The organism is Polynucleobacter sp. MWH-Creno-3A4, assembly GCF_018881885.1.
In the GTDB taxonomy this organism is placed as follows: domain Bacteria; phylum Pseudomonadota; class Gammaproteobacteria; order Burkholderiales; family Burkholderiaceae; genus Polynucleobacter.
Genome location: NZ_JACXSA010000001.1, coordinates 1,281,206 through 1,303,810, shown reverse-complemented (window position 1 = coordinate 1,303,810; position 22,605 = coordinate 1,281,206). Strand labels below are relative to the sequence as shown.

The following is a 22,605-nucleotide window of genomic DNA, read 5'->3' as shown; positions in this document are numbered from 1 at the left end:
TTTTGCCAAACCCTTACTGTAAATACGGTGTTGGATTGACTGGCTTACCGTTAACGCGCAACTCAAAATGAAGCTTAGTCATGGTGCTGTCTGTATCACCCATCTCAGCAATCTTCTGGCCCTTACGCACGGTATCGCCCTCTTTCACCAAGAGCTTGCTATTGTGCGCGTAGGCTGTGAGATAAGTGTTGTCATGTTTGATGATGACTAAGTTTCCATAGCCCCGTAAGCTATTACCGGCATAAACCACCTTGCCATCAGAGGCTGCCAATATCGGCTCACCAACCTTGCCAGCGATATCAATGCCTTTGTTGGTCTCGTTAAATTCTGCAGTAACCTTGCCTTTTGCAGGCCAAGATAAACGAATGCCAGGTTCAGCAACAACGTCAGGCTTGCTGGATTCTGGTGCGGGTGTATCCACTTTGTCACTTGCAGGCTTCTTATCTGCAGTCTTGTCCGGGGCCTTTTCAGTTGCCTTAGCTACTTTTGATGCTGTTGGTGGCTTCACCAAAATCAAATCACCCACCTCAATGACATTCGGATTGAAGCTTGGGTTCAAAGCCGTATTCCACTGCGCAACATCTCGTGGTGCTTGACCATGATCTAAAGCAATGCGTGCCAAGGTGTCACCCTTCTTCACGCGATAGTAACCAGGAGGTGCTGGCTCTGAAGAACCAGTGCGGTCAATCACGTTTGCTGGCTTTGCTCTAGGAGTGGTGCTACAACCCACCATTAGAAAGCAGGAGGCAGCCAGAAGTGCGACTAGGCAACTTTTAAACAGGGTGTTTAGCATCGATATTGGCTTCATTCTGAATAGATCTCGCTTGATCTCACACTACCCCTGATTGTAAGGGGACAAAAAAGACCTCGTCCAGCACAGTTCTTTGATAGCGCTGGGAGCTCATCCGCTCGACCATGATGAGCTGCTGCTCTTTCTCATTTTTGGCAACTGGGGCAACCAAACGGCCGCCAATCGCCAATTGATCCAATAAAGCGTCTGGAATACCTAAACCTGCCGCGGCCAGAATGATCCCATCAAAGGGAGCGGCTTGGGGTAGACCCAAGATACCATCGCCATAAATGAGGCGCAGATTATTGATCCGAAAAGGACGCAATTTTGCTCTAGCCATATCGTGCAAAGGACGAATGCGCTCAATCGAGTACACCTCTTGTGCTAGCAAACTGAGTACCGCTGCTTGGTAACCGCAACCGGTACCAATCTCCAAGACCTTACCCAATGGATGACGTGGTTTATGTAATAGCTCAATCATGCGCGCTACTACCGATGGCTTAGAAATCGTTTGCTCATGACCGATCGGCAGTGCCGTATCTTCATAGGCTTGTGCATGTAAACCGGCATCCATAAATGCATGGCGCGGTACAGTGGCAATCGCTTCTAAAGTTTTACCGTGCTTTACACCGCTAGCATGTACTTTGGCTGCTAGTGCTTGGCGATAAGCGGCAAAACGCTCGACGGGTGCCTTCAACCGCGATCCCAGCCGTTTGCCCGCATCGCAGCTAAGCGAGCGTGATGACTTAAATCCAATTGCATTGGTGTAATCGAGATGCAGCCATCATCAATTGCATGAAAGTCAGTGCCTTCGGAGTTGTCCTTGACATGTCCTGCTGCACCAATCCAATAAATTTTCTCACCGCGCGGGCTATCTTGCACCACTACGGGTTGAGAGTGATGGCGATTACCCAAGCGGGTCACGCGCCAGCGATACAAATCTGCGTAAGGACGATTTGGAATGTTGACGTTAAGCAAAGTGGCAGTGCCTTCAGTGCGAGTCAAATTAGAAACGAGCATTTGTGCAACAACATCATGCGCAGCCTTGGCAGCATCTTCAATACGATTCCAACCCCGATCAATTTGAGAAAAGGCGATGCCGGGCACACCAAACATCACGCCCTCAATCGCAGCCGCGACTGTACCGGAATACAACACGTCCTCACCCATGTTCTCACCCTGATTGATACCAGAGATGACAAGGTCAGGTTTGTCATCTAAGAAACCGGTCATAGCCACATGGACACAGTCAGTCGGTGTACCGTTGATGAAGAAGAAACCATCACGCTCACCACCAGCCACTCGATGAATCGACAATGGTCTAGATAGCGTTAAAGAATTGGAGGCGCCGCTGTGATTTTGCTCTGGGGCAATCACAGTAATGCGACCTAAGGGTCGCACTGCGTTCACTAAAGCCAATAGGCCTGGAGCCAAATAGCCATCATCGTTGGAGATCAAAATATGCATCGTTCAATTATCCAATGATTTTGGATTAACCCCAGGAAATACTAGGACTCAAGCCGAACGATGCTCCCGCGAGCGGATCCAGGCGTAGAGCACTGGCAACACCAGCAATGTCAGCAAGGTAGTGGTGACCATACCACCCACAATCACCAGAGCCAATGGCCGCTGGGCTTCAGAGCCAATCGCATGCGAAATCGCTGCTGGCAAGAGGCCTAAGCCCGCCAACAATGCAGTCATCAATACCGGTCGCATCCGCAAGGAGGCACCCTCCACAATCGTATCTTTAATGCTGTGATGATCAGACTTGGCAAGTTTATTGATGTAGGAAATCAGAATCACCCCGTCCTGAATCGCAATACCAAAGAGCGATAGAAATCCAATGCCCGCAGAAATACTGAAGGTTTCGCCCGTGAGCAGCAGAATCAGAATGCCCCCAATTGCCGCAAATGGTACGTTCAACAAGACGATGAAGGCGTCACGGAAATTACCGAAGGCGCTGTAGAGCAACAATGCAATTGCGAGCAAGGTCAAAGGCACGATCATCATCAGCTTCTTCTGTGCCACTTTCATCTGATTAAACTGCCCATCCCAAGTAATGCGATAGCCGCTTGGTAAAGAGATGTTGGCATTCACCAATTTTTGCGCTTCGGTAACAGCACTACCCAGATCTCTACCCCGAACACTAAATTTAACGGCGATGTAGCGACGGCCAGATTCTCGATAGATGTAAAACGGTCCATCTGAGACAGCAACATTGGCCACCATCGATAAGGGTATGCGACTGCCATCAGGAGTATCAATTAAGAGTTCCTCGATGGAGTCGACCGTATTACGACTTTCTTTATTGAGACGGACAGCTAAACCAAACGTTTTCTCGTTTTCAAGAATATTGGTAATGGGTGCCCCACCAATCGAATAAGCTACTAGAGCCTGAATATCGCTGACGTTGATGCCAAAACGAGCACATTTCTCTCGGTTAATCTCGACGTTCAGGGTCGGCTGGCCCAACTCGGTGAAGATACCTTCATCTTTAATGCCGGGCACCTTACGCAACTGCTTAATCACATCCCGCGCTTGTCGATCGAGAATCTCTAAGTCAGTACCGAAAATTTTGACCGAGTTCTCGCCCTTCACTCCAGAGAGAGCCTCATTCACGTTATCTTGAATATATTGTGAGAAGGTATAGTCCAGTCCCGGTATTCCCTCAAGGTATTTTTCAAGGCGTTTCATCAACTGCTTTTTACCAGCACCAGCAGGCATATCTTCTGGTGACTTAAAGTAAATCCCATACTCTTGGTTGAATACACCAGTCGGGTCAGTACCGTCATCGGGACGACCAATCTGCACTGAAACATACTTCACTTCAGGATTGTTCTTGAATTCATTACGCAATTGATTGGCTAACTCAACCGAGTACTTCAAGTCCACGGTATTGGGTAGCGTTACCCGAATCCATAGATTATTTTCTTCCAGGGTAGGCAAGAACTCGGTACCAAGCTGTGTAGCACCCGCAATCGTTATCAACAACAAGCCTATCGCGGTCATGAGAACTTGCTTTGGCCTATCCACCAGGTAACGTAATAATTTTTTATAGCGTACCAATAGGTTATCAACAAATTTGGGTGGATGATGCTCTTCACCTTCCTTAAAGATGTAGGAGATCATGACTGGTACGAAGGTCAGACTCAAGATAATGGAGGCCAACAAAGCAAAGCCCATGGTAAATGCCATCGGTCGGAAAATAATTCCTTCTACGCCACCCATTAAAAAGAGTGGTGAGTAAGCAGTAATGATGATGCCGGTAGAGAACACCATGGCACGTTGCACTTCACTCGTACCGAGCACAATACTTTGATTGAGTTTGGTGCGTCTTTCCTCAAGGTGGCGCATGACGTTTTCCATCACGATCACCGCAGCATCCACGATCACCCCAAAGTCGATTGCCCCCAAAGAAATCAGGTTGGCTGGGACCTTAAATTGATCCATATTGAAGAAGGAAACGCATAAGGCTAACGGAATCACTGCAGCAACCACAGCTGCCGCCTTGAAATTTCCCAAGAAGATATACAGAATGATCAACACTAAGGAGATACCAAAAAACAGTGTGTGCTTCACTGTCTCTAAAGTGATATCCAGCAGTACTTGGCGATCATAAAACGGGAAGATATCAATACCTGGTGGCAAGATAGAGACGTTAATCTCTTTAATCTTTTCTTTAACGCGATCGAGCACTTCAGAGGCATTCTCACCCCGTTTCAGGAGAACTACGCCCTCCACTGCATCGGGATTGTTTTGATACTGAAACATCCCTTGACGCAATGCATTACCAACCACTACATCTGCAACATCGCCTACGCGGACGGCAACACCATTATTGACCGCAAGCACAATACGCTTAATGTCATCAACGTTTTGTAATAAGCCTACGCCGCGTACCACTAACTGTTGTTCACCAACAGGTAAAAGACCGCCACCCACGTTAATGTTGGAGTTGGTTACCGCATCAACCAATTGCTGTAAGGTGACATTTTTCGCCTGTAAGCTACCCGGTTTAATAATGATTTGATATTGGCGAGTCTTACCGCCAAAAGAGGAGATATCCGGCACACCTGGAATATGCTTTAACTCTTTGTAAATCTCATAATCTTGTAAGGTCTTGAGTGCCATCGGAGAGGCATACTCACTTTGCAAGACGTAACGCATGATCTCACCCGTTGCATCAGAGTCTGGACTCATCGCAATGGTGGCACCCATTGGCAGGTTCAAATTGTTCAGCGAACTATTGATCAACTGACGGGCTTTAAAGTTGTCTTCACCGTCTTTAAACTTCACTGTCACTACTGACAAACCAAATAGCGATACAGAGCGGAATGCTTGCACCCCGGCAATGCCCGCCAAGGCATTCTCGACGGGAATGGTGATTTGTTGCTCAATCTGTGCCGTACTTGCACCAGGCCACTGAGCAATAGCTTGCACTGTTAATGGGGCAACTCCAGGATAAGCCTGCAAAGGGAGTTTTAAGAAGCTATGAATACCGGCTATCAATAGGCAAATCGCCAACAAAATAATCAGCAGGCGTCGGCGCAGGACGGTATTGATATTCATGAAAAAACCTTAGTCTTCTTCACGTAAGAAGCGTTGGTTTAGCAAGGTAGCGCCTTTAGTGACGACAGTTTGGTGCGCCTCTAAACCATCGGTTACAGCAAATTCATTTGCATTTAAAGCAAAGCCATAGATTGGACGGCGACTAAATGAAGTATCGCCAGTTTTAATAATGGCGTAACGGATATTTCTTCCCTGAATCACAGCAGATGTCGGAATAACCACCGCTTCGGTTTTGCCAATCTCCAGAGTACCGCTCACAAACATCTCAGGCTTGAGCAGACCATCGCTGTTATCAATCTCGCAACGCACCACTAGAGCGTGGGTGACCGGGTCAATAGCAGCACCAACATAATTGGCTTTAGCAATAAATTCACGATCGGGATAGGACTCCACTTTGAGACGGAAGGTATCCCCTACTTTGATCTTCCCAACATCTTGCTCGTACACATTGCCTAAAAACCAGAGGTTCTTCGGATCGGCAATGGTGGCCAAAATATCGCCGGTATTGAGATAAGCGCCTGGATCAACCGCACGCTTAATGACTACACCATCAATTGGTGCCCGAATCGGAAAGGTTGGGGAGGCTTGACCAGTAGAGCGCAGGCGATTGATATCTTCATTGCTCGCCCCGAGCACACGCAAATGGTTTGCTGCCGCCTCTGCCGTGGACTGTGCGTCTTGATACAAGCCGCTGACTTGATTCTTTTGCAAAGCAGCAACCATCTTGGAGGAAAGAATAAATTCAGTTTGCGCAGAAACATAATCAGGACTGAAGTAATCGGCTAAGGCTTGCCCTGTTTTGACGATGGCACCGTCAAAAGCATAGATCCGCTCTACTCGACCTGGCGCTCTTGCAGAGATGACTTTTAAGCGCTCTGCATTGAACGCTAAGCGGCCAGGCACAGATAAATACATTGGTGCAGAACCTTCTGCAGTTTGCATAAATTCAAAGTTATCGGGCGATAAAACAACTCCCGGTAAATTGATATTGATAATGCCGTTTTTTTCTACATCAATCACTTTCTTCGAGGCACTGGTATCCGGTGCAGGAGGCGCAATCATCTTGCCAATATTCACCCCAAGGATCAGAGCGATGATTAAATAAGAAACCAGACGAAAACGGGGTTGAGCCCAGTACTTTCTTGCCAAGCCATCAACATGACGATAGAAGTGCATGCCCTTCTCGCGCAAAGTATGCGCAAGGGGTTGGAGCTTTTCTAGATAGGGCTTCAGTTTGTCTAAGTATTTTTTGAACATATGCCTATGACCTAATCAATGGGATCTTTGCCAGCCGCAGCAAATAGATTTGCCTTGGATTGCAATAAATTACTTTGGGCAATTGCGAGCTGAATTTCTAGGCTACGCAATTGCACTTGTGCTGTTAATAAATCCGTAAAGCCTGCGCCGTTAGAGGCATATTGAGCGAGGGCAACGCGATAAGCCGCTTCAGCCTGAGGAACTTGGCGATCTTTTAAGAACTCGGTATAGCGCTTGGCTTGCTCATATGCAGCATAAGCAGTGCCAACACCCAGAATCACTTGCTGACGATTAGAGATATCGGTAGCCTCAGCAGCCGATTTAGTACGCATCGCCTGCTCTACCCCATAGCGCTCTTTGGTAAAGAAGTACAAAGGAATCACTAAGTCCACTTCAAACTGATAGTAAGCAGCGCCATTATTAGAGGTAAATGGTCCACGGGGAGTGTAAGAGCTCGCCACCACCTGAAAGTCAGGCAAGTAGGCAGTTTTCGCAAGCGTTACCCCTTTTTTGGCAGCTTCTAATTGCAAACCAGAGCTTTTGAGTACTGGGTGGGCGCCTTCAGCGTAGTTCTCTAACTCGATTAAGGTAGGTACCTGCGTTGCACGTAAGCCATGATCAGATGCAAGGATGAGCTTATCGCGTGGATCACGGCCAATCAGGGCATTGATATTTTTATAGGCAACCGTTAATTGTTTCTCAAGAATGAACTTGTCAGACTCAGCAGAGCTTTGGGCTACTTGAGCATTCAGATACTCAACGTAAGCGGCCGCATGGTTTGAGTAACGCGCCTTGGCGATGTTTTTAATCAGCTCAGTACGAATAACGGTGTCACTTAGTACTTGTAATTGGCGTTGTGCAGACAAGGTGCTGAAGTACAAGGTTGATAACTGTGCGCCGAGCTGAAGATAGAGATTCTCATTCTGGGCTTGCAATGCTTCTGCGCCCTTGTCCGCGATGTCGGAAGCGAGTGATTTCTTACCCGGAAACTTAATCGGCTGAGCAAATGAGTAGCCACTGTTACCAGCGGGGTTAGTACCCGCAGTTCCTAATGCAAATGCTGAGCCCACAGGCATGCCAGACCAAATCAAACCGACTTGTGGATTGTCGGGTGCAGCAATTTGTGGAACCGTTGCTTTTGCTGCTAAGTAGGTTTCACGTGCAGCAATGAGTTGCGGGTTATTACTACGAAGCTCATTCCACAACTGACGTAAGTCAAAAGTGTTGGGGCTGGTTTTTTGATTAATCGTTTTTGAATCAGCCAGCAGTCTTCTGTCTGGTGGGCTTTTTGGCAAATACGATTCGGTAGTCGGCGGAGCAGTCACCGCATCGCTACCAGTCAGCACCTGAACAGACCCCACTCCGCTTTGCGCGAGGGATTGAACAGCATATGCACAACAAAAACTGAAAGCAAGTACCCGAACAGAAAAACCTGTCACAGAAGAATGGCCACTGTTGTTTTTATTGCTTTTTATCAAAGGTAACTCTAATCGGTAAAGACGATGTATTTATCAAAAAACATCTAATTGGAATAATAGGCCGATTATAGGGTACAAGGCAAAAAAGTAAGTATTTTGACAATCCCTATCTATCTGATTCTAAAGGGATTAAGGACTTATCAACCGTTCTATACCGCACTGATTTTGGCTGCGGCGAACCTACATCTCAATATGCGCCCGAATACCAAAGAAATTGACTGGGCCGCGTGCTGAGTTGTAAGCGGGGTTAGCAATGCGCTGATAGTCCGCAGAAAGATAGAGATCCTTATAGACCTTAGCACTGTAATAGGTCTCCAAAATTTGTTCGGTTTTGTAGCTTAACTTGCCATCACCAATAAACGCGGTCATACCGCCCTGCTGCAAATAAGTAATTTGCGATGCAGAAATACCGTTCACGGCAAAGCCCAGACCCACGGTGTCACCTGGCCTTGACCAAGAGGATCCTTTGATACTCAAGCCACCCGAAAGCGACTTACTAATATCGAGCGTTTGGGTCTCTGTAGTTCCTGGGTTCCAGCTCCAACGACCAAACACACCAATATCATCATTGATCGCTTGCTCCACATTCAAACCATAACCCCAAGAATTTGTCGCTGCTTGGCGCACATTGACAATATTCGGCGGTGGTGAATTGGTTTGCTGAGCCAAGTTGATCGCGTTTTGGTAATTACCCATAAAAGCACGCTGTTGATAAAACAAACCTCTCACGGCACCCGGTTGACCCCACAGTTCATGTGAACGAGTAAGCTCGACTTGGTTGCTGTAATCTTTCGACAGCGTGTAGTCCAATTGAGCGGTATTGGGCACGGTTGGCATCGCCAATCGTGCGAACTTCAAGATGTAATTGTCTTGATACCACTCGACTACACCACCGTAGGTATAGCCTTTGGTGTCCGCCGCGTAGCCATAGGCGCCCATCGAGAAAATCGCAAAGTTCTGAAACTGTGTGCGGCCATCATGGCTATAGGTATTGTCATCAAAGAAATCTAAGGTGGCAAATTTACCGTAGCTCACCACAATACGATTCTTATCCAAGTTGCCTGCCAATTGATTGGCTTCACCTTCAATATGCTCTTTACCGCCACCTAAGCCAAAGGTCTGGCGTAAAAATGCACGTGCTGTGAAGTAAGTTGGCGGAGCATACGCACCCTTTTGTAATTCTCCATTCTGAAAGCCACCCAAACCAGTCAACTGGCCACCGAATGGAGTACCTTCAAACATCTCGCCGTTCCAGTAAACCTCAGCCCCTTCCCACAGGCGAGTACCAACAAATGCGGTTGCGCTCAAAGAGTAACTCTTACTGCCGCTACCTTCAGATTTATTTAAGAGACTGTTCTCTCCATAGTAAGGAGAGTTGAAATTATTTTTCTGTTGCGCAATGTAAGTTGCTTGTCCATGAATGCTCCACTGCTCAGTCTCGCCCGATACTGCTACTTGACTATCAACAATCGGCTCATCGCTCACCGGCGAGACTGCTTTTGCCACAGGTGAGAAGATGCTTGCCATCAACGCCACTAGCAAGGCAATCGCAAATAAGCGCTTACCTTGCAATACAACAGTGGCGGAATGTTGAACAGTAGCTGGCATAGGAAATTCTAAAAGTGATAGGATTGTAAATGATAATGAATCTCATTTACTAGAATTGCTGGTATCTGTGATATTCCAGCTCATTTGGACCCAAAAAAACGGGTTTAGGGCAAGAAAAGATGCTCTTGAATGAGCACTGAAGAATATTCATGAAGAGCCATTGCGATGGAAATCTACAACACTAAGTCAGTTTTGTGACGTGGTCATGAACCCAACAAACTAGGCTCGTTGAAACTCTTAACGTCGATCGAGCAACGCTCTAGCGAGGGTGCCCGCATCAACATATTCGAGCTCACCCCCTACCGGAATACCCCTTGCGATACGAGTAACTTTAATGCCCTTCGCCTTGAGTACCTCACCAATGTAATGGGCAGTTGCCTCGCCTTCGCTGGTGAAATTCGTGGCTAACACCACTTCCCGAATCGGAATACCGGTATCCGGATTTTCAATGCGCGTCAGCAAACGATCAAAATGAATTTCATTTGGGCCCATGCCATCGAGTGGCGAGAGACGGCCCATGAGCACAAAGTAATTCCCTTTAAAGCTCAGCGTCTGTTCCACCATCACTTGATCAGCGGGCGTTTCGACAATACAGAGCAGTGATGGATCACGGCGCTCATCAGCGCATGTGCTACAAATTTGGGTTTCAGAAAACGTATTACAACGTGCGCAGTGACCTACAGTCTCAACTGCTTCACCTAAGGATTGGGCAAGTACTGCTGCGCCATTACGATCATGTTGCAATAAATAGAAGGCCATGCGCTGCGCAGACTTGGGCCCTACTCCAGGCAAGACGCGCAAGGCCTCGATCAATCGACCCAGAGCATCTACCGGTGCTTCATGACGTGCCATGAATTAAAACGGCAACTTAAAGCCAGGGGGCATTGGCATCCCTGCCGTGGCACCCGACATGACTTGCGCGCTTGCTGCCTCTACTTGCTTAAAAGCATCTGTATAAGCAGTGACGATTAAGTCTTCCAACATCTCGCGATCGTCCATTGCGCCTGGCTCAATCTGGACACGCTTCATTTCGTATTTACCAGAGATGGTGACTTTGACTAAGCCAGCAGCTTGGCCAGTAACTTCAAGGGCAGCCAATTGCTCTTGCGCTACCTTCATCTTCTCTTGCATCTGCTGAGCCTGTTTCATGAGGCCAGCAAGTCCACCTTTCATCATCGCTTTATTCCTTAGTGCTTATGAGTATTGCTATTTAAATTAAAGAGCTTGTATTAGAGTGAGCGCATTACAAGGGTTTAACTGAACCACCAACCACTTTGGCACCAAACTCTTTTTCGAGTTGCTGAATAAAGGGGTCAGCTGCAATCATTTGCTCAGCGTTCATTCTTTTCTCTTGATGAATCTGTGCATCCACCTTAGCAACCGTCTTGCCTTCGACTTCACCCTTTTCAATCACGATCTTCACTGGCTTACCAAAGTGCGCAGTAAGAGCATCAGCCAAGCGGGCAATCGATGCTTCAGAAGCCAACTGCGGCATTGGCGTCACAATGGTGGCGCGCACTCCAGTGGCAGAATCATTCCAATCTTGTAGCTCAGTCTGAAAAGCCAATTGCTGCACCATGCCCTTCACAGGTAATTGACGCATCAAGCCATGCCAATCTGGACGATCTGCTGCGCTGGCAGCAGGTGCGGGAGCTGGGGCAGGCGCTGGGACTGGAACTGCAGCCTTCACTGGTGCAGCTGCTGCAGGTGCTGCAGTTCTGGCTGCTGATGCAGTAGATGAAGGTCTAGCAGTATTGGCTGGTGGTGCTGAAGGTGTTGGAGCAGAACCGCTGCCTCCGTTGCCACCAGTGCCTGCTGGGCGGAAGGCCAACATGCGTAGCAAGGTCATCGCAAAGCCGGTTTGTTCATCGGGTGCGAGTGATAAATCAGGACGGCTGGTAATCGTAATTTGATAGAAGAGTTGCGCTTCTTCTTTGGTGAGTTGCGTAGCTAGGCGACGAATCTCTCCTGCTTCTGGCCAATCCTCTAATACAGACTCTGGCACAACTTGTGCTGCTGCAATCTTTTGCAAGAGGCTGGAGAGGTCTTGCAATGCTAGTGAGAAAGACATGCTGCGCTCACCCATTTCATTTGCGACCGCTAAAAGGCTTGCGCCATCTTTGGCAATGAGGCAATCCAGAATACGAATGAGATACGCATCATCGAGTGTGCCAAGCATGCCGCGTACTGACTCTTCAGTTACCTTACCTGCAGCATAAGCAATTGCTTGATCTGTCAGAGAGAGTGCATCACGCATTGAGCCTTGGGCTGCTTTAGCCAGTACCCGTAGTGCATTGACTTCGTAGCCAACTGTTTCAGCAGCAAGGACTTTTTCAAGATGCTCAACGATGAGCGGTACGGGCATTTGCTTGAGGTTGAACTGCAAGCAACGGGACAAAATAGTGACGGGGATCTTTTGGGGATCCGTTGTCGCTAGAATAAATTTGACGTGCTCTGGAGGCTCTTCCAATGTTTTGAGCATGGCATTAAAGGCATGATTGGTGAGCATGTGCACCTCGTCAATCATGTAAACCTTGTAACGTGCATTGCTGGGTGCGTAAGCCGCTTTTTCTAGTAAGGCAGCAATATCATCAACACCACGATTACTGGCAGCATCCATCTCAATGTAATCAACAAAACGACCAGCATCAATTTCCATACAAGCTGGGCATTTACCGCAAGGTTCAGAAGTCATCTTGCCTGAGCCATCAGCGCCAGTGCAATTGAGCGCTTTGGCCATAATGCGGGCAATGGTGGTCTTACCTACCCCACGCGTACCGGTAAAGAGCCAGGCATGATGCAAACGACCTTGATCTAGAGCATGCGTTAAGGCTTTAACCACATGGTCTTGTCCTACTAGCGCAGAGAATGTTTTAGGGCGCCACGAACGGGCTAATGCTAAGGCAGTCATGTCTTACATTCTAACAAGCTAAAATGGAAGTGGATGGGCCTCCCCGCATGGTGGGTTGGATAACCTGGTCAGGTCGGGAACGAAGCAGCCAAACCCAATTTCTGCCAGTGCCGGGGGTTTGGCTCATCCACCCTTCTTCCCATATATAAGCACTGAAAATGGACTGATTTAGAAGATTTTCAGCATCCTCAGAATTCCCGAAATCATCCAAATGATTGCCAAAACTAGAACAGTGCGGGCATCTAAATGAATCTTAAATAGCTGTAATCGCCTGTGGGAACACTCAATAGAAACTCGCAAAGCTAATCTCCTCTATATATAAGAGTTCAGCGTAGAGGATTGAGATGATGATGGGTAGTGATTAAGGCTGAATTGAGTGTAGGAAAGCATAACGCTCTCCTAGGCCCAAGAATAAATAAGGGAATAAGGAGTCCGTGATTTCCTTATTCCCCGAAAAAACCTGCTACAGCAATATGTTTTTTAGACTTATCTCTTAAATCCCCGAGTGGGACTTGCGATTAAATGCCTGTTTTGTGGCACTTTCATGACGCTTGGTGTTCTTCAGCACTGCACAGTACGACAGCACCATAATTGCTGCCAATGAGATGCCATTAAAGTTATTTAGTATGTCCATTTGCTTCTCCTTTGTATGTCGTTGGGGTTCTTTTATCTAGCTACCGGTAATTCATCCCACTGCGTGGTGTAGTTAGGTGATTTATTGCCTGAGCGCATTTGCCAGGCTTGTTTAGTTCTGTTGGTACCTGCAGCTGCCGATTTGATGGCGGTATTACCAAAACGGTTATTGATTTCATCCACAGCTTTCATGAGCTTGGCTGATTTGCCTCTGCTCTCGACATCATCAAAGAGTGATTGCTGCATGGTGGGCTTATCACTGATGAGGTTCAGAATCACGCCTGCCTTCTTATATCGAAAGTTAGCTTGATAAATTTGCTTCAGACCTGCTAAGGCTGCATTAGTTAATGTCAGCGTGTTATCTGTTGGATTAGCCAGTGGAATGGTGACGCTTTGATGATGCTGCGGTTCATTTTGCTTAAACGGATTCGTCTGAATAAATACCGTGAGTGCACCCGTAGTGCTGTTTTGCGTTCTGAGCTTTTCAGCTGCGCGGGCGACATGGGTAGCAACGGACTCAGCAAGCTCTATCTGACTGGTGACCAACTTGCCAAAGCTGCGTGAGGCAATGATTTGTTGTTTGGCTGGCGCCACTTCCTCAAGCTGCAAGCAAGAGATGCCGCGTAACTCATAGCAAAGGCGCTCCATCACGACGCCAAATTGCTGACGTATCGCTTGGGGCGAGGCCTGCAAGAGATCGAATACGCTCTGAATATGTTGAGCTTTGAGTTTTTTAGCAATTTGTCTACCAACACCCCATACTTCACCTACTTCAGTCTCGCTCATCCATTGATAGAGCTCTGGTTTAGCCATGGCATTGACATCGCAGACTCCAGCAAACTGTTTGTGTTTCTTAGCTAAGTGATTAGCCAGCTTCGCTAAGGTCTTGCTAGCACCAATGCCCACGCAGACTGGCAAGCCCGTTGTGTCTTTTACTTGCTGCTTGATGGTTTTCCCAAGCTCAATGGTGTTTGCGTATTGCTTCAGTACCGTCTCGATTTGTAAAAAGCTCTCATCGATGCTGTAGACCTCAAGATTGGGGGTGAAGCTTCTCAGCACTTGTACGACACGACTACTCATATCGCCATATAAGGTGTAATTAGATGAGTAGGCTTTAATGCCATGCTTCTTTGCCAAGGCCTCCATCTGAAACCAAGGGGTACCCATCTTCACGCCCAAGGTTTTTACTTCGGCACTGCGCGCCACTGCGCAACCATCATTATTCGAGAGCACGACCATCGGCACCGCTTCTAACTTGGGCTGAAAGACGCGCTCACAAGAAACGTAGAAGTTATTAACATCTACTAAAGCGAATAAAGCGTTTGAAGAAGACATGCTCATCACCTGCTCTCCTTCTGATATCTCGTGCTGGCATTGCTGTACTTGCGCACTACGCCAACGACGACGCCCCAGATTTGCAACTCACTACCCTCGTTAAAGGTGATGGGTTGGTAGCTAGGATTTTCTGGTTGTAGTTCGATGCGACCACGTAATTGATAAAGCCGCTTGATGGTGTACTCACCATCCACTACCGCTACGACGATATCTTTGTGTTTTGGCTTCAGGGCCTTATCCACCACCACTTTGTCACCATCACAAATGCCGGCGCCAAGCATGGAGTCGCCCTTCACGGTGAACATGAAGGTAGCGGGTTTGTTCTGCACCAAGTAATGATTCAGGTCTAAGCCCTCTTCAGCGTAATCTGCCGCTGGACTGGGGAACCCAGCCGAAATCCGATGGCTTAATAGCGTGGTCTCATAAGGGGCGAAATGCGCCGCCAAGGCCTGTGGTGCCTGGCTTAGGTTCACGATGGTGGTCTGGGTTTGTTGCGTCATAGTCATTAATATACTGTATGTTTATACAGTATATATAAAAACCGCAAAAATGAGGTCTATTTTGTTGTTTTGGGACTATTTGCCTAAACTTTAGGCAACAAAAAACCACCCGAAGGTGGTCTAGTACTGCCCTCTTATCCTTTTTGTTTGTTCAACAAAAAGCAAACGCCAGGATGGCTGGGTCATCTAAAAAGGCATTTGACAGATAAATGCTGGCGCGGTAAATCCAAGGCTGCACAAGTTCTACTAGTTCAATGAGGGGCGGGCGTTCCATGATTTGATAATAGTGCTTTATTTAACATTCTAGTGGACTTTTCTGAGAATTCCCATAATTTTTGTAGTTATATTAATTCATTGATGTTATGATTTAACGTAACTACAATATTTCCGATGAAATTCACTTATGATTCGGCAAAAAATGATTCAAATCTCAGAAAACATGGCCTACCCCTCTCAGATGCAAGTCTGCTTGATTGGAATACAGCCTTAAGCTGGATCGATGAAAGAAAGAATTACGGTGAAGAAAGATGCATTGCCTTGGCCGCAATGCATGAACGTCTGTATTGCGTAGTTTATGTTGAGTCGAAAGCAACGATGAGAATCATCAGTTTACGAAAAGCAAATAACCGTGAGATGAAGATCTATGAAGAAGAAACTAATTAGGCTGAGTGCCGAAGAAGATGCTGCAGTTACAAAAGCGGCGATGTCAGATCCAGATAGCCTTCCATTTACCGATGAAGAGTGGGAGAAAATCAGACCTAGACTAGTTCGTGGTCGTGGTAGACCCTTGGGTAGCGGAGTCAAAGAGCAAGTTACTCTCAGAATTGATAAAGATGTTTTAGACTTTTATAAGTCTAAAGGTGAAGGCTGGCAAACATTTATCAACCAAGTGCTTGGCGAAGTAAAAAGAGAATCGAAATCCATCTCGACCGTTGAAAAGAAGCTCAATAAAGGCGCTTTGATCACTAACAAGTTCAAAGCTGCTGCTTAAGCACTTACTTCACTTCGACGATCTCGCCTTCAGCAGAGATCAAGTACGCCTTGTACGGCTTATCTCCTCTGATGCGGGTGAGTTCAGCCCGATAGTTTTGGAGTTGCTTGCGATATTGTTCGTATTTGTCACTACCGACTTTAGGAATAGTGAGCTTGTAATCAATGATGACGAGGTGATCATCAAACTCCACTAGACGGTCCATGCGATAGCTCTTGCCAGCTTCACTAGCAATATCGAGCTCATTCCAAGCTTGCAGCCATTCGCCTGATGTGAGATAGCGTTTGAGCTCTGGAGTATCTAAGACTGTTTTAGTGCGAGTGAGCAATGTTTTCGCATGCTCTTGATCTACGCCTAACCAATTGATGAGTTCTTGCTCACTTGGGATGGGCGGCTTTGTTTGATTGCTAGAGTCTGGAGTCAGGAACTCCAATAGCTTATGAAAGTTCGTGCCCTCTTCCAGAATTTCTGGATCGGGTTCGGTTGCTGCGGGCGCACTAGCTTGCACAGTGGTGCCATTTTCAATATCCAGCAACTGCTGTTGATGGCTAAGCTTTGCTGGCTCCCATGCAATCTGAAAATCTTCAATGCTAAAGATATCAGAAGCCACATCTTTAATTGGAGCGCTTGCTTTTGCTACGCTTTGATTTTTTGACTGCTCTGCTTTATCACCACTATCCTCAATCCACTCTAAAGTAGGCAGCTTGCCAAACTGTACCCTGGCATACCAAGATTTTGGATCTAGACCAGTCGGATTATTGGTAGTGGGCTCTTTTGCTACTCCGCTAATCCATAAGCCTTGCTTGGCACGGGTCATTGCGACATAGAGCAAGTTCCAGTTCTCATTCTGACTAATGAGCTCTTCCTCTTCCCGAATGTGACTGCGCGGTGAAGTTAAGCTGGCCTTGGTATACATCGATAGGTGTGATGGACTGCGCTCATTGGGTGACCACTCTAGTAAAACGCCAGAATGATCAGAAGCGCCCACCGTATGATTAGCATCCAAAATGATCACAAAGGGAGACTCCAATCCTTTGGCGCCATGAATCGTCATCAGACGTACGCGCTTATGCTTATCTTCCTCTGACATCTCACTATCCTCATCGACTTCTGCGAGCTCGATATCGGATTCTGCCTCTACATCGCCTTCGTCTGGAGTTTCATCATCATCGCTGCGACGCATGGCATTGATCTCATCAATAAAGTGACTCAAACTAGGATAACGGCCACCATCTTGATTGAGAGAAAGCTCCAAAAAGGCATCGAGGTTAGCGATGACCTGCGCACGAGCCAAAGGCTGCGCACTACTTGCATACGCCACACGTAAATTACTCTCTTGATAAACTTGATCTAATAGGTCATGCACTGGCAAACGCTCTGCCAATACCCGCCAATGCTCTAAAAAGCGGGCTGCTCTTTGCGCAAAGGCATCTGGACTATCTTGTAGAACATCCCACCAAGATCGATATTGTGGATGATTCGCCTTGGCAATACTGAGGCATTGCATTTGCTGATCAGTAAAGCCAAAGATGGGGCTGCGTAGTACTTGCGCGAGGGGTAAATCATGGCGCGGTGACAACAACACAGTCAGTAATGCAATTAAATCGTCAATCTCAAGAGTATTCAGCAGTCCACCCAGTCTAGAACTGTCATAGGCTAGATCCGCTTCTCGCAAAGCCCTTTCAAACTGCGGTAAATATTTACGGCGCTTCACTAGCAATAGAAAATCACTTTCTCTAGCGGGACGCCAAAACTTACGACCCTCTTCTTCATCAATCACCTGCTGTGTTGCCATGACTTGATGAATCAATCGACTAATCGCCTGGCCTTCTGCATAGCGCTGGGTTGCTGCCACGGTTTGATTGACATCGGTGATCGGTGCATCAAAGGCATTACCCTCTCGCGGCGCCAACTCTTCTTTGACGTATGGCACTAACGGTAAGAGCGCTGCCTCACCTTCTTTGGCATAGGGCGCATTTGGCAAGCCCTCAAATAATGGCTCCCACAAAGTATCTTGCTCATGGAACTCATACGTAGGCGGCAATTGCGATGGCGCAAAGGTCTCGTTCACTGCGGTATTAATTTTGGGCGCATTGCGGCGTGTAGTGTCTTGGTCTAGTGCTACCGCACCCATCTCTGACTGTAAAAACGCTTTGGCACTGGCAAACAAACGGGGGTCTGCTCTGCGAAAGCGGTAAATAGATTGCTTAGGATCGCCCACAATAAAGACACTCGGCTTATCTTTGGCTTGGCCATAAGCCTCAAACCATGAACGCAAAATTTGCCACTGCAATGGATTCGTATCCTGAAACTCATCTACTAGAATATGTTTGTATCTAGCATCCAGTCGTGCCTGCAAATAGGCTGCATTAGCGTAGTCGGCCATCAATTTACTGACACCGATTTCTAAATCATCAAAGTCACGCACGCGCATGGCTTCTTTTGCTGCAGCTGCATGATCCATCATGCGCTCACTCATGGCAAACCATGCCAGATTGAGTTCATAGATATCTTTTTCTGCTTGCCAAGCGAGGTACTCTACAAATGCTTGTGCCCAAGCTTGTTTGTAGGCCACGTGATCATCTTGCAGATGTGCTTGGCCTTCAGCTTTGAGGTATTCCTGAACCGCGCTTAGGGCTCGGTTGGTGTTATCGCGTGGCTCACCATCACCATTTAAAAAGACTGTTTGCAAGGTCGCAGCGATTTCCATCACATCACCACCCCTCTGCATGCACTCGAGTGCATTGACTAATTGAGGGACAAAAGCCAACTCTTGCTTGCTGCTATGCGCAAAGCAGCGTACTAAAAACTCGAGGTTTGCTCTAGCAGTAGGTGCATTCCACATCCGCAGCAATGGATTTTCTAGATGAAGTCTCGGTAAGAATTGCTGGAAGTGCTCTATCGGGGTAACAGCCTGCTTCTTGCATGCCTCAACAAAGAAAGTCCAGGCACCTCTTTGCTTCATCAGGCCGTAATTGCCCATCAAGAATTTCTCGGTATTGCTTGCACCCAACTGTTTCAGCAAAATGTCATAGTGCGCCCTCAGATCCGGTGGCAGGTCACCCCACCAATCATCTAAGCACTCTTCTAAGAGTCTTTTGCCGTCTTCTCGCAAACTAAAGCCAGGCTGCACTTCTGCTGAGACCGGAGCTGCGTTTAATAATCTGCCAAACCAGCCATGGAAGGTATCAATCACAATCGACTGGGGGCTTGCGAGCACTTTGCCATAAAGCCCTTTAGCTTGGGGCAGTAATGCTTTAGCCTCGTTATTGTCTAAACCTCTTTTGCACAATTCTTCTATGAGCGCTATATCACTCATAGTTGAAAATTGCTCGAGCAAACTGTAAAGCCGATCACGCATTTCTTGGGCAGCTTTGCGTGTAAAGGTTAATGCCAGAATTTCTGATGGCTTAGCACCCGCAAGCAAGAGTCGAATCATGCGTGCGACCAATAACCAAGTTTTGCCACTGCCCGCACAGGCAGAAACAATCACCGATTTATTCGGGTCACAGGCGATGGCATTATTAAACTGCTTCACCACATCCCCTTTCTGCAAATTCCTCTTGCTTCACAGTATTTGCAGACACCATCTGGTGCAAATGCCGTCATAGGTTTTCTGGACCACAGGTTTTGCATGTCTACGGTAATTTGCTGATCAAACTGAGGCATTAATTGAGAAACATCTTCGATCTCTAGTGCTCTCTGTAGTTTTTTATCGCGCTTGATATCCACTTTGAGTGATATCCACTGGGCATGATCGACCTGGCGCCCCTGCAGATGGGCGCTGGTGGGGCTTTCATTGGCGGCGCGAGCATAGATGAGTAGCTGTGGGTCATCCAGGACATGCTCGGCCCGCTTTTTAATCTTGGCCATAGACTGATTTTTGTAATCAATCACTTCTGCTTGTTCTGGGTTCTGAAGATTGATGTCAAAACGATCGGCGCGCCCTTCAATACGAATAATGCGATGTTCGCCATCAAGGCCAACAAAATGCAGATCAAATCCAACCTTATGCTCTGCATTGTGATAACGCCAGCCTTGACTCTCTCTTTGCAGTTGCCAGGCGACAAAACTCGGGATTTGTTTTTGCCAATCTCGTAAGGTACCTAGTACTCTGCTATCACCCTCAATCATGCGCTTAAATTCTTTTTCAGAAATTGCCGATAACTCATGCTCCATCCATGCACGCCGCGCGGACATGTTATCAACGATGGGTGAACCCGCTTTTTGTTCTTCAGTCTTGAGTGCCTGATAAAAATTGCGTAGCAAAGCATGCAAAGATTGCCCCGCTAATGAAGCATCAAAGCCGTCTTCAAATGTTTTGGCTTCTCTTAGACCCAAGAGACTGCGCACATAGTATTTATAGGGGCAATCTCTCAAGGCCTTGTAGGCACTGGGACTCACGGAAAGTGGCAAAGGCAAATCCCGCTCTAGGCTGGCAACTGCCTGCTCAACAGGTTTAGCTAGGCCACTATACGCATCTGGTTTAGCAAGGTTTACCTTCCAAGCAGGTAACTGGATTTGTAAGCGCTGTATCCAGGCTGAAGGTCTGAGTGGTTCACCATTTTTACTTTTACTTTGCCAAAGCAAATCGACATTGGCACAACTGATTAAGAGTTGCGAGAAATCGCGTGCTTGTTGTACATACTGCGCATTGATCGTTGAAGTTTTCAGTAGACGATTTAATGCATCTGAGAAAAATAATGGTGGCTCTGAGAACGCCGGCAATTGTTGCTCATCACAACCGATGACTACCACTGCATCAAACGTTCTTAAGCGGGTTGAGCTCAGCGGCAAGATGCTCAGGTTTGCTTTTGCTTCTTTACCCGCCTCTTCATAAGAGGCATCTTCCAGCGCAGATTTAATCAGGCTAATCCACTCCGGCAGGCGCATAGCTACCCTTTGATAATCACTTGATCCCAGATCAAAGTTGTTCATCACCTCTAGTAACTGCTTGCCTGCGGCATCTTTCTCCAAAGACTGAGCCATGCCAGTGTCTTGTAAATTACGCTGCAAGAGTGCGAACGCATTTGCACAATTAAGGTTTAACGCTTGCCAAGCATGATGGCGCTCACGGATAAATTGCAGCAGCTTTAATAAAGACTCATTGGGCGATGCCTCGTGAGTAGCTGCATATGCATTCGCGCGCTCGATGGCGAGGTAGAAAGTTTCCCAACCCGCTTTTGCTTGACTGGCAATCAAGATGTCTTCGAGCTGCGCTACTAGGCCAATGCAAAGCTCAGGTGGTTTTTCTAAACAGGCGGCGATATTTAAGTAAGGGTTTTGTAAAAACTCCAGTAAAGCACTAGCCGTTGGACCCTCTTTGGGGGCGCGGATCAGTTCTAACCAACTATTCATTGCCGCAGCAGCTCTCGTGGTATCAATCTTCCAGCCGGTCTCATCACGAATATTTAATGCAGGGCCTAAGCGCGCTAAGAGTGCGCGCACCCTTCTTGCAGCCAGACGATCTTGTGCCACTAATGCAATATTGGTTTTGCCAGCAATTAAATGGGATTCGATCGCTTTGGTTGCGGCCCAAGCCAATTCTTCAAAACGCCTTGCAGAAATCAAACGCCAATCTTGATAATGTGCCGCTTGAATATTCTGTTGCAGTTGTTCTTCTTGATCGGCCGTGAGTTCAGCTAATTCACCAGCAGCGTTCACTCCAGCTAGTGCTTCAGACCATAGAGCAACGGATTGCCAATCCAATGAGACATCGACTACAGGGGCGAATTGAGCATAGTCACTTAAGTACTGACGAATCAGCTCTTGATCAATTGGCTTGGGGTCTGCAGTCTGTACCCAAATGAAGGGGCGAGCCTGATCTTGATTGGCTTTGGCTGTCTGTAAATGGGCTGCCATCGCAAATTGTTTACGAAATACAGCATCCCCTGCGCTACTCAAATAACGCCAGAAGGTCAGCAGCACTTCTGATTCTTGATCAACAACTTTTCGAGAGAGCGTTGGATAAGATTGAGCGATGATTTTTTCTAACATGACTCCTAGTTGTTGCGACCATACTTCTGCATCGAGCGTATTAGTCTCAATGAGTTGATTTAATTCTGCCTGCAATTGCACCATGATGGCTTCGGACAAAATGTCGCACGCATCAATGACGGACTTTGCTAAACCCCACGCACCCGAATCACTTTCTGCTTTAAACCAAGCTTTGAGCTTGGGGTGCTTACGCAGATTGATGTAGACCGATAGCCATCTCTCTAAATCACTTTGCTTTTTTGGAAATCTCCATGCGCCTGGCGCTGCTTCCAACCAATCTGCAAAACTAATCACTTGCGGTAAGAAAGCAATCTTGGGATCAAGACCTGGGGGGCAGTGCCTTTCAAGTGCTGCCCTGACGCCAATTAACGGGCCTGCAGTACTGAGCACCACTAAGGGGCGTTGTTTGGTTTGCAGCGCACAATGCCATATCCCTTTTGCTAACTGCTCAAGCGCGCTGGCATCAGGCGTAATTGCCCATTGCTGCACTTGCTTTTGATCAGAAATGGTGGGAAAAGGCTGGGACATTAATGGAG

General features: G+C 47.3%; 16 protein-coding genes, 1 other RNA gene and 1 pseudogene. 3 read left to right on the top strand and 15 right to left on the bottom strand.

Annotated features, from left to right (window positions below; genetic code table 11):
* Nucleotides 1-13: 13 nt before the first annotated feature.
* From IEN92_RS06690 to dnaX, 10 genes and pseudogenes are all read right to left on the bottom strand, one after another.
* Nucleotides 14-793, bottom strand: coding sequence for a peptidoglycan DD-metalloendopeptidase family protein (locus IEN92_RS06690; RefSeq protein WP_216161802.1), 780 nt, complete (start codon nt 791-793; stop codon nt 14-16).
* A gap of 37 nt (nt 794-830) precedes the next feature.
* Nucleotides 831-1,454, bottom strand: a pseudogene (locus tag IEN92_RS06685) (protein-L-isoaspartate(D-aspartate) O-methyltransferase); the annotation flags it as partial.
* 29 nt (nt 1,455-1,483) lie between these two features.
* Nucleotides 1,484-2,257: a 5'/3'-nucleotidase SurE gene (gene surE, locus IEN92_RS06680; protein ID WP_216161797.1), complete on the bottom strand. Its 774-nt coding sequence runs from the start codon at nt 2,255-2,257 to the stop codon at nt 1,484-1,486.
* 48 nt (nt 2,258-2,305) lie between these two features.
* On the bottom strand, nt 2,306-5,359 hold the full coding sequence (locus IEN92_RS06675; protein ID WP_216161795.1) for an efflux RND transporter permease subunit: 3,054 nt from the start codon (nt 5,357-5,359) through the stop codon (nt 2,306-2,308).
* Nucleotides 5,360-5,368: 9 nt separating this feature from the next.
* A complete protein-coding gene (locus tag IEN92_RS06670; protein ID WP_216161792.1) occupies nt 5,369-6,616 on the bottom strand; it encodes an efflux RND transporter periplasmic adaptor subunit in 1,248 nt (415 codons plus the stop codon).
* 11 nt (nt 6,617-6,627) lie between these two features.
* The gene (locus IEN92_RS06665; RefSeq protein ID WP_216161789.1) at nt 6,628-8,055 is read right to left on the bottom strand and encodes a TolC family protein; all 1,428 of its coding nucleotides are present in this window, start codon (nt 8,053-8,055) and stop codon (nt 6,628-6,630) included.
* Between the two features lie 219 nt (nt 8,056-8,274).
* Complete coding sequence (locus IEN92_RS06660; protein ID WP_216161785.1) at nt 8,275-9,702, bottom strand: carbohydrate porin; 1,428 nt, start codon at nt 9,700-9,702, stop codon at nt 8,275-8,277.
* 237 nt (nt 9,703-9,939) lie between these two features.
* The gene (gene recR, locus IEN92_RS06655) at nt 9,940-10,554 is read right to left on the bottom strand and encodes a recombination mediator RecR (RefSeq protein WP_215376088.1); all 615 of its coding nucleotides are present in this window, start codon (nt 10,552-10,554) and stop codon (nt 9,940-9,942) included.
* 3 nt (nt 10,555-10,557) lie between these two features.
* Entirely contained in the window at nt 10,558-10,878 is a 321-nt protein-coding gene (locus tag IEN92_RS06650; protein ID WP_215376085.1) for a YbaB/EbfC family nucleoid-associated protein, read from the bottom strand.
* A 67-nt stretch (nt 10,879-10,945) separates the two neighbouring features.
* Nucleotides 10,946-12,613, bottom strand: a complete 1,668-nt coding sequence (dnaX, locus tag IEN92_RS06645; protein ID WP_216161783.1) for a DNA polymerase III subunit gamma/tau — start codon at nt 12,611-12,613, stop codon at nt 10,946-10,948.
* A 32-nt stretch (nt 12,614-12,645) separates the two neighbouring features.
* Here dnaX and ffs point away from each other — a divergent pair.
* Nucleotides 12,646-12,744: signal recognition particle sRNA small type (gene ffs, locus IEN92_RS06640), an RNA gene on the top strand.
* A 362-nt stretch (nt 12,745-13,106) separates the two neighbouring features.
* Here ffs and IEN92_RS06635 read toward each other — a convergent pair.
* Genes IEN92_RS06635 through IEN92_RS06625 form a run of 3 tightly spaced genes read right to left on the bottom strand, consistent with a single transcriptional unit; the run spans nt 13,107 to nt 15,087 of the window.
* A complete protein-coding gene (locus tag IEN92_RS06635; RefSeq protein ID WP_215376080.1) occupies nt 13,107-13,247 on the bottom strand; it encodes a hypothetical protein in 141 nt (46 codons plus the stop codon).
* Nucleotides 13,248-13,279: 32 nt separating this feature from the next.
* Nucleotides 13,280-14,581 carry a Y-family DNA polymerase gene (locus tag IEN92_RS06630; protein ID WP_255539779.1) on the bottom strand — a complete coding sequence of 434 codons (1,302 nt, stop codon included), beginning with the start codon at nt 14,579-14,581 and terminating at the stop codon, nt 13,280-13,282.
* A 5-nt stretch (nt 14,582-14,586) separates the two neighbouring features.
* Nucleotides 14,587-15,087 (bottom strand): LexA family transcriptional regulator, encoded by a 501-nt coding sequence (locus IEN92_RS06625; protein WP_216161777.1) that lies wholly within the window; start codon nt 15,085-15,087, stop codon nt 14,587-14,589.
* Between the two features lie 384 nt (nt 15,088-15,471).
* Between IEN92_RS06625 and IEN92_RS06620 the strand changes: the two genes are divergently transcribed.
* Together IEN92_RS06620 and IEN92_RS06615 are read left to right on the top strand one after the other, a co-directional pair.
* Nucleotides 15,472-15,744, top strand: a complete 273-nt coding sequence (locus IEN92_RS06620) for a BrnT family toxin (RefSeq protein ID WP_215376072.1) — start codon at nt 15,472-15,474, stop codon at nt 15,742-15,744.
* Complete coding sequence (locus IEN92_RS06615) at nt 15,725-16,072, top strand: BrnA antitoxin family protein (protein WP_216161776.1); 348 nt, start codon at nt 15,725-15,727, stop codon at nt 16,070-16,072. The genes IEN92_RS06620 and IEN92_RS06615 overlap by 20 nt, the downstream gene beginning before the upstream one ends.
* A gap of 4 nt (nt 16,073-16,076) precedes the next feature.
* Here the strand turns inward: IEN92_RS06615 and IEN92_RS06610 are convergent, their stop codons facing one another.
* On the bottom strand, nt 16,077-19,610 hold the full coding sequence (locus IEN92_RS06610; protein ID WP_370623884.1) for a UvrD-helicase domain-containing protein: 3,534 nt from the start codon (nt 19,608-19,610) through the stop codon (nt 16,077-16,079).
* On the bottom strand, nt 19,607-22,597 hold the full coding sequence (locus tag IEN92_RS06605) for a PD-(D/E)XK nuclease family protein (protein WP_216161773.1): 2,991 nt from the start codon (nt 22,595-22,597) through the stop codon (nt 19,607-19,609). The genes IEN92_RS06610 and IEN92_RS06605 overlap by 4 nt, the downstream gene beginning before the upstream one ends.
* Nucleotides 22,598-22,605 lie beyond the last annotated feature (8 nt).